General features: G+C 71.1%; 9 protein-coding genes. 3 read left to right on the forward strand and 6 right to left on the reverse strand.

Features of this window, described 5'->3' with window-relative positions; genetic code table 11:
* The 3 genes from IY392_RS05295 to IY392_RS05305 all read right to left on the reverse strand — a co-directional run.
* The coding region (locus IY392_RS05295) for an NAD(P)/FAD-dependent oxidoreductase (protein ID WP_194860710.1) at nucleotides 1-1064 on the reverse strand (1064 nt) is incomplete at its 3' end.
* The gene (locus tag IY392_RS05300; protein ID WP_107757173.1) at nucleotides 1061-2149 is read right to left on the reverse strand and encodes an alpha/beta hydrolase; all 1089 of its coding nucleotides are present in this window, start codon (nucleotides 2147-2149) and stop codon (nucleotides 1061-1063) included. The genes IY392_RS05295 and IY392_RS05300, both read right to left, overlap by 4 nt.
* An 87-nt stretch (nucleotides 2150-2236) precedes the next feature.
* The gene (locus IY392_RS05305) at nucleotides 2237-2713 is read right to left on the reverse strand and encodes an SRPBCC family protein (RefSeq protein ID WP_194860711.1); all 477 of its coding nucleotides are present in this window, start codon (nucleotides 2711-2713) and stop codon (nucleotides 2237-2239) included.
* A gap of 103 nt (nucleotides 2714-2816) precedes the next feature.
* Here IY392_RS05305 and IY392_RS19415 point away from each other — a divergent pair, with 103 nt between their 5' ends.
* The 3 genes from IY392_RS19415 to IY392_RS05315 are packed head-to-tail and all read left to right on the forward strand — an operon-like array spanning nucleotide 2817 to nucleotide 4441.
* Nucleotides 2817-2948 (forward strand): hypothetical protein, encoded by a 132-nt coding sequence (locus IY392_RS19415; RefSeq protein WP_255458022.1) that lies wholly within the window; start codon nucleotides 2817-2819, stop codon nucleotides 2946-2948.
* A gap of 32 nt (nucleotides 2949-2980) precedes the next feature.
* Nucleotides 2981-3244: a hypothetical protein gene (locus IY392_RS05310; protein ID WP_107757175.1), complete on the forward strand. Its 264-nt coding sequence runs from the start codon at nucleotides 2981-2983 to the stop codon at nucleotides 3242-3244.
* Nucleotides 3245-3247: 3 nt separating this feature from the next.
* Nucleotides 3248-4441 carry an FAD-dependent oxidoreductase gene (locus IY392_RS05315; RefSeq protein ID WP_182612803.1) on the forward strand — a complete coding sequence of 398 codons (1194 nt, stop codon included), beginning with the start codon at nucleotides 3248-3250 and terminating at the stop codon, nucleotides 4439-4441.
* Nucleotides 4442-4483: 42 nt separating this feature from the next.
* Here IY392_RS05315 and IY392_RS05320 read toward each other — a convergent pair whose 3' ends face one another.
* From IY392_RS05320 to IY392_RS05330, 3 genes are all read right to left on the reverse strand, one after another.
* Nucleotides 4484-5200 carry a TetR/AcrR family transcriptional regulator gene (locus IY392_RS05320; protein WP_107757177.1) on the reverse strand — a complete coding sequence of 239 codons (717 nt, stop codon included), beginning with the start codon at nucleotides 5198-5200 and terminating at the stop codon, nucleotides 4484-4486.
* A gap of 179 nt (nucleotides 5201-5379) precedes the next feature.
* Nucleotides 5380-6225, reverse strand: coding sequence for an SDR family NAD(P)-dependent oxidoreductase (locus IY392_RS05325; RefSeq protein ID WP_194305667.1), 846 nt, complete (start codon nucleotides 6223-6225; stop codon nucleotides 5380-5382).
* Nucleotides 6226-6290: 65 nt separating this feature from the next.
* Complete coding sequence (locus IY392_RS05330; RefSeq protein WP_182612802.1) at nucleotides 6291-6785, reverse strand: nuclear transport factor 2 family protein; 495 nt, start codon at nucleotides 6783-6785, stop codon at nucleotides 6291-6293.
* Between the last annotated feature and the right edge of the window lie 127 nt (nucleotides 6786-6912).

Raw genomic sequence — 6912 nt, forward strand, 5'->3', positions numbered from 1 at the left:
CACCTCCGCCACCCCGCGCCCCCCACGAATCCCATGAGGATCCCGGGCGATCCGCTCGGCGGGGTGTTGTCGAACATCGAGCACACCGGGTGACCGTCCCCACGGAAGACGCCCTGCCCCGAGAGCCCGTCCTCCCGCCAGAACGGGCGCTCGTAGACGGCCTCGCATTTCATGAGCGTGCCGAACGTCATCCTGCGGAACAGCGCGTCCTGGTGGGCGGGCACCGTCGGGCTCCACTCGATCTCGGCTGCGAGGTGGGGCGGGACGGAGACGATCACCTGGTCACCGTGGAAGGCCCCGGCGTCGGTGGTGACGGTCACCCCGGTGGCGTGGTGCTCGATCCGCCGGACCGGGGCGCCGAGGGTGACGTCGTCGCCCAACCCCTCGGCCATGCGCTGCGAGATCAGCTGCGATCCGCCGACGAACCGGGATTCCTGGGCACCGCCGGCCACGCTGATCATCCGGTCCAGCGTGCCCCGGTGGATCTCGTCACCCGCACCCGCGATGTACGCCAGGGCGGACAGCGCGGAGGTCTCGGACGCCGCCGCCCCGAACGCCGACCCGAGGAGGACCTCGACCAGCTCGACGCCGCCGGAACCGATCGCGCCGCGGCGCAGCCAGGTGGCCAGGCTCTGCTCGTCCAGCCGGTGCGCGTCGGGGTGCTCCCACGGCGCGGTCACGTCGATCTCGCCACTCGTGCGGCCCAGTCGGGAGGTCGCCAGGGCGATGTCGGGAAGCGCGAGGCGGTCCGGCGGGATGTCGCCGCGGAACCGTCGACTGCGCGAACCGTGGACGTAGACCGTGTCGCCGAGGGTGTTGGCGGGAAACGTCGTCACCCCGAGTTCCTCGGCGAGCCCCAGCACATGGTCCTGGGTGGGCCCGACGAACTGACCCCCCGCCTCGACCACCTGCCCGTCGTCGAGGACGTGGTTGAGCGTGCGTCCGCCGACACGGTCCCGCGCCTCGAGCACACGGACCGTACGTCCCGCCTCGACGAGCCGCCGCGCGGCGGTGAGCCCCGCCAGGCCCGCGCCGACCACGATGACGTCGACGCCGGCGCTCACCCCTCGCCCCCGGAGGACCGGTCGGCGGCGGCTGGCGCGACCAGTCGGGTGTGGAGGACGCCCACCGCTTCGAGCAGCGCGTCCCGGGCGGCGTGGCCCACACCCGTGGCGTTGATCAGGCCGTGCACGTGGCCGCTGTGACGACGGAGGGTCACGTCGACGCCCGCCTCGGACAGGGCGGCCGCATAGCGTTCGCCCTCGTCGCGGAGCACGTCGAATCCGGCCACCACGACATAGGCCGGCGGCGCGTGGCCGAGCTCGTCGGCGAGCAGGGGCGAGACGCGGGGGTCCAGGGCCTGCTCGGGCTCGGTGAGGTAGTGCGACTTGTACCAGTCCATCTGGGCCTCGGTGAGGAAGAACCCGCGACCGAACAGCTCGTAGGACCGGTGCTTGGTGGACAGGTCCGTCACCGGGTTGAACAGCACCTGCATCGCCGGCGGGGTCCACCCGGGAGCCCGGTGCAGCGAGACCACCGCGGCGAGGTTCCCGCCGGCGCTCTCGCCGCCGATCGCGATGGCCCGCGGGTCGAGGTCGTACTCCTCGGCATGAGCGACGATGTGCCCGAACGCCGCGAGGACGTCCTCCAGGCCTCCGGGGAACGGATGCTCGGGTGCGAGCCGGTAGTCGATCGAGATGACGGTCAGCGGCGTGTGGGCGGCGAGGAATCGGGCCACCGAGTCGCCCGAGTCGAGGTCGCCCAGGACCCACCCGCCTCCGTGGAGATAGACCAGGGCGGCGCTCGGCCCCTCGATCCCCGCGGGCCGGTACAGGCGGGCGGGGATCGGGCCGTGGGGACCGGGGATGGTGAGCGAACGGACGGTCTCGACGGGGGTCTGGTGACCGAAGACGAAGGCTTCTCCCGCGATCTGCTGCCTCCCCTGTTCCAGCGGGAGCTGGTCGAACGTCTCCGACACACCGAGGTTCAACAGCCGCGTGCCCACCTGGGCTTCGAGCCCGAGTTCCTGCCCGTCGACCCGGATGGGAGGTCCGGCGATCAGTCGCTGGACCGGGGCGGGCGCCGCTCCGATGGCCCGGATGACGCGGCGCAGAACGCGTTCCGCGAGGGGCCTGTGTGCAGTGGTCATGGAGGCACTCGATTCTGCGGGATCGAACGTGGGGTGCGACCAGCGTAAACCCAACTTGGACGCACGTCCAGTACTTCCCGTGGATCGTCAGCCGGCCGAATCGTATTTCGCCGCCAGTCCCGAGAGCGTCCGGGTGATCCCCTCGGCGTTCTTCCGCGCCATCCCGACGCGCTCCATGATCCTGCCGATCTTCGACGGACGGTTGTCGAAGCTCTCGGTGACCTCGGTCCGCCCGTCCGCGGTCGGGGTGAACTCCCACCTCCAGCGGTGTCCGGCGGGATGCGCCCACTCGACGACCTTGAGCTCCGGGGTGTCGATGTGTTCGGTGACGGTGGAGGTGATGCGGTACGGGACCCCGTACATCCGCATCTTCGTGGTGAACGTCGCGCCCTCGGACAGGGCGGCCGGGCCCGTGACGTTGTCGCGGACGGTCCCAGACCCGTCGACGAGCCCGTGCTTCGCGGGATCGTTGACCAGGCCGAACAGCTCATCGGCGGGGGCGTTGACGATGACGCGCCGGGCGACGACGCGGGGGCCGCGGTCGACGGTGGTGATGGAGGTCATGGGTGGGCCGGTCCTCTCGGGGAGACGTCGATGACGAGTCGGACCACGACACGACTCGGGTCGGCGGGCCCGTCTGCCGACCACCGTACGCTCGGGTCCCGCCATGAACCCGGCCCAGTACGGCATCGTCTCCCGTGCCGGGCACTACTTCGGGACACACGTCCCTCTCCCCGGTGGCGCCCGCGTCGGCGTGGGCGCGGCCCGACCGGTGGAGGGTGTCCGGGTGACGCCATAGCGTGGTGGACCCACCGCTACGAAAGGCGCCTCATGACCCACGCACGGCCCTCCGACCCCGACCCCGGCCAGACCCCCGATCTCGACAGCGGCGGCTCGCCCGACGGCCCGCAGACCCCGGACTCCGATTCGACGTCGATGCAGTCCGACAGCGCGACCGAGAAGCAGGGGCCGATGGAGCAGCAGAGCCCCACCCCGTCCCCGTCCAAGAAGGGGGCGTACATCCCGATCATCGTCATCGTCGCCATCGTCCTCCTTCTGGTGGTCGGGCTCGTGGGTTACGCAGTGACGGTCTGACCCGTGTCCGCCGCGTTCGACACCGTGATCATCGGAGCGGGCAACGCCGGGATCTCCCTGGCCGCGCGCCTGCGCCGGGACGGCCGGGAGGACATCGCGATCGTCGACCCGGCCCCCGTCCACCGGTACAGGCCGATGCTCAACTACGCCGCCGCCGGCCTGGCCCAGATGAGGCGGTACGAACGGGCGATGACGAGCGTCGTCCCCTCCGGCGTGCAGCTCCTGCCCCACCCCGCCGGGCGGGTGGACACCGATGCCCGGACCGTGACCCTCGGTCCGCGCGAGCAGGGCCCCACGGTGAACTACGAGAACCTGGTCGTCTGCCCCGGCCTGACCCCCCGGTGGGACGCGATCCCCGGACTGGACAAGGCGTACGTCGCCGGGTGGGCGGCGTCCGCCCACGTGCCCGAGTACGCCGGTCGCGCGTGTGCGGCGCTGGTCCGCCTCCGCGAGGGGTCCGTGGTGTTCTCGGTACCGCCGGAACCCGCCTCCTGCGGGGGCACCGTGCTCAAGGCCATGTTCCTCGCCTGCGACCGGTGGCGACGCGAGAAGGTACTCGACCGGATCGAGGTGCACCTGGTCACCCCGTTCGGAGGTCTGCTCGGACTCGAACCGTGCGACTCACACCTGCTCCCACTGATCCGGGAGTACGGCATCACCGTCCACGAGCGCTCCGACGTCGCTGCCGTCGACCACCACGCGCGCACCGTCACCCTGACCGGTGCCGTGTCCACGACGATCGAGCACGTCGACCTCGCCTATGTCACGCCGCTGAGCCGGGCACCGGAGTTCATCACCCGGGCCGGGTTGTCCGACGGGGGCGAGGCCGGGCTCGTCGAGGTGGATCCACAGCGCTTGAGCCACGCCCGCGCCGACTCGGTCTGGGGCCTGGGCGACGCCGCCGCCGCCGGCACCCGCCCGTCCGGCGGGGCCTTACGTCCCCAGGTGGCGGTGGTCGCCGACAACCTCCGCGCGGCCCGGGACGGTGGCCCGGGGTCGCGGTACGACGGCTACACGATCATCCCCATCGCCGTGGGCCGGGACCGCCTGATGCTGGCCGAGCACGACCGGGACGGACGGCCGGCACCCGAGATCCCCGGGATCGACCTGACGGTCCCCAGGCGCTCGACGTACGCGTTCGACCGCTATCTCCAGCCGGTCCTCTACTTCCGGAAGCTACTGCGCGGACGGGTCTGAGAACGGGGTCCGACGACGGATCGGGGACGGTCCGCGGACCGCTCAATCGCGCGACCCGACACCGGCGCGCAGGGCGGCCTCGATCATGTCGTACAGGTGCGCCACCACCACCTCGAACCGGTCGTTGACCACGGTGTTGCGGGCATCTCGGCGGTCCTCGAAGACCGCCAACGCGCCGGTGAACATTTGGGTGGCCAGGTCGATGCGTTCGAACGCCACCCGCCGCGGCAGGTGGGACAGCACGTCGATGAGCCGCACCACCACGTCGTCGGCCGCCGTCCGCAGATCCGCCTCCGGGATACCGGGAGCCATGACCGGGCCGACCCTCTGCAGGAACCGCGCGTAGTGCGTGGCCTCGGGGTGGGAACGCAGGAGGTCGACGATGGGGCCGAAGAGAACCCCGACGAGGGTGTGTAGGTCCTCACCCAGGCCCTGTTCGTCGGCCGCGGCCAGGCGCCGCCTGCGGTCGGCGTCGAGGGCGACGATGCGCCGCCGCAGCACCTGCAGGATCAAGCCGTCGCGGCTACCGAAGTGATACTGGACCGCCGAGTTGTTGCGTTGGCCGGCCGCCGTCGCGACGTCGCGCATCGAGACGTCGTCCAGGCCTCGCTCGCTGATCATCTTCTCGGCGATCTCGATCATCACCGTCTTGGCGCCCCTGGCCTTCCCGGCCTCCACGGTGCGATCGGCCCGCCCGGAGGGTGTCACCGCGTCGGCTGCGCTCGGTTCGGCAGTGCGATCATCGGATCCGTGCTGCACCGGGACTCCACTTCCGACCTGCAGCCTCAGCTACTCGGGGCTGAGCACCGTCAGGACTGGTACGGCCGGCGGGATTCCGACGACAGTGGGGTGCCACTGGACTCGGGGGACCGGCGCTGCTCATGGTGCCCCATGTCGACTGCGGTCGGGGATCGCTCGTCCCGGGTGGGTGTGCGAGGTCAGCCCCAGCGGGACTGCCCTCCGTCCAGGGGGATGGTCGCTCCACTGAGGTACGAGGCCTCGGCCGAGCACAGCCAGGCCACGGGGCGACCGATGTCACTCAGCGGATCGCCGACGCGGCCGGCGGGGATGCTCGAGACGAACTCCCGGGCCTCCTCGGGGTTGTTCTCCATCCACCAGTCCAACCCGGGACTGTGCGCATGCGGCGCGATGTTGAGAGCGCGGGTGCCCTCGGAGGCCCACTCGTAGGCGGCCGCGCGGGTCAGTGCGCGGATGGCCTCCTTGACCGCGGAGTAGATGCCGTAGTTCGCGGCGTCCCACCGGACGGCGGCGGCGGTCACGAGGTTGATGATCGTGCCGCCTCCGCGCTTGGCCATCTCGGGCCGGGCCAGCTTCATCAGGCTGAACGTCACGCGGGGCCCGCCCTCGAAGGCCTTGCGGAACTCGTCGTCCGGGTAGTCCGACAGCGGCAGCGGCATGGCCATGTTGGCGTTGTTGACCAGTATGTCGACCCCGCCGAGCTTCTCCACTGCGGTCGCGATGATCGCCTCGGGGGCTCCGTCGGTGATGATGTCGACGGCCAGGCACTCGGCGGTGCCCCCGTTCGAGCGGATGATCTCGGCGACCCGCTCGAGCTTGCGCATCCGGCGCCCGACCAGCAGGAGCGCGGCGCCGGATTCGGCGAGACCGAGTGCGATGCCCTCCCCGACCCCCTGCCCGCCGCCGGTGACGATGGCGACCTTTCCGGCAAGTCGGTCCTCGCGTGTGGTGCCGGGGTTCCCGGCGGGCTGCGCTGTGGTGTCGTGCTGCGTTGTCGTGTCGGGCTGCGCTGTGGTGTCGGTCATGGGGTCCTCCGGGGGTCGGTGCGGGGGTGCGTGCGAGTCGGGCCGGCGTTCGGCAACGAGGGAGATCACCCTCGCCCGGCGCCCTCACCGCCGTCGGCGGGGGCGAGGTGGTTGTCGGTGAGCGTGAAGCTCGGGATGTCCTTGAGGTCGATCATCGCCTCGTACGTACGCGAGTAACCGGTGCTGGTGATGACCCACCGACCGTCGTGGCGTGCGTAGGTGTCGGAGTAGAAGGCGCCCCCGATGATCATCGTGTCGAAGGCGGGGACGATCACCCGGTCCTGCAGGTACCAGCGAGCGGTGGCGGTGTCGCCGTCCACCTCGATCTCCGGGTGGTGGGCCTGGTGCTCGGTGATCACGTCGTCGGTCATCTGCTCCCGCAGCCCGGCCACCACCTCGTCGCGGCCGGTGTAGGACAGGCGCCTGCCGTAGGACGCCGAGACCTCGGGCGCGAGCGTCTCCGCGAGCTCGTCCCACAGCCGCAGGTCCACACAGCGCAGGTAGCGGTATTTCAGGGCCTTGATCGCGTCGATGTCGTCGCGGCGGTCGGTGGTGGTCATCGTGGGCCTTTCTCGCGAGGGGGGCGCGTCAGTCCACACCCGTCAAGCCGACTGTAGTCAGTTGTGTACAGTTCGGGGATGGAAAGCGAGAACCGGTCCGACGACGACGAGGACGGCCACCCCGGCC

It is taken from the genome of Dietzia sp. SYD-A1, from assembly GCF_015356725.1.
GTDB lineage: Bacteria > Actinomycetota > Actinomycetes > Mycobacteriales > Mycobacteriaceae > Dietzia.

What these genes read in the sequence shown, in the direction of transcription:
- IY392_RS19415 (WP_255458022.1), top strand. Translation starts at nt 2,817, where the DNA reads ATGAACCCGGCCCAGTACGGCATCGTCTCCCGTGCCGGGCACTACTTC.
- IY392_RS05325 (WP_194305667.1), bottom strand. Translation starts at nt 6,225, where the DNA reads ATGACCGACACCACAGCGCAGCCCGACACGACAACGCAGCACGACACC.
- IY392_RS05300 (WP_107757173.1), bottom strand. Translation starts at nt 2,149, where the DNA reads ATGACCACTGCACACAGGCCCCTCGCGGAACGCGTTCTGCGCCGCGTC.
- IY392_RS05330 (WP_182612802.1), bottom strand. Translation starts at nt 6,785, where the DNA reads ATGACCACCACCGACCGCCGCGACGACATCGACGCGATCAAGGCCCTG.
- IY392_RS05310 (WP_107757175.1), top strand. Translation starts at nt 2,981, where the DNA reads ATGACCCACGCACGGCCCTCCGACCCCGACCCCGGCCAGACCCCCGAT.
- IY392_RS05305 (WP_194860711.1), bottom strand. Translation starts at nt 2,713, where the DNA reads ATGACCTCCATCACCACCGTCGACCGCGGCCCCCGCGTCGTCGCCCGG.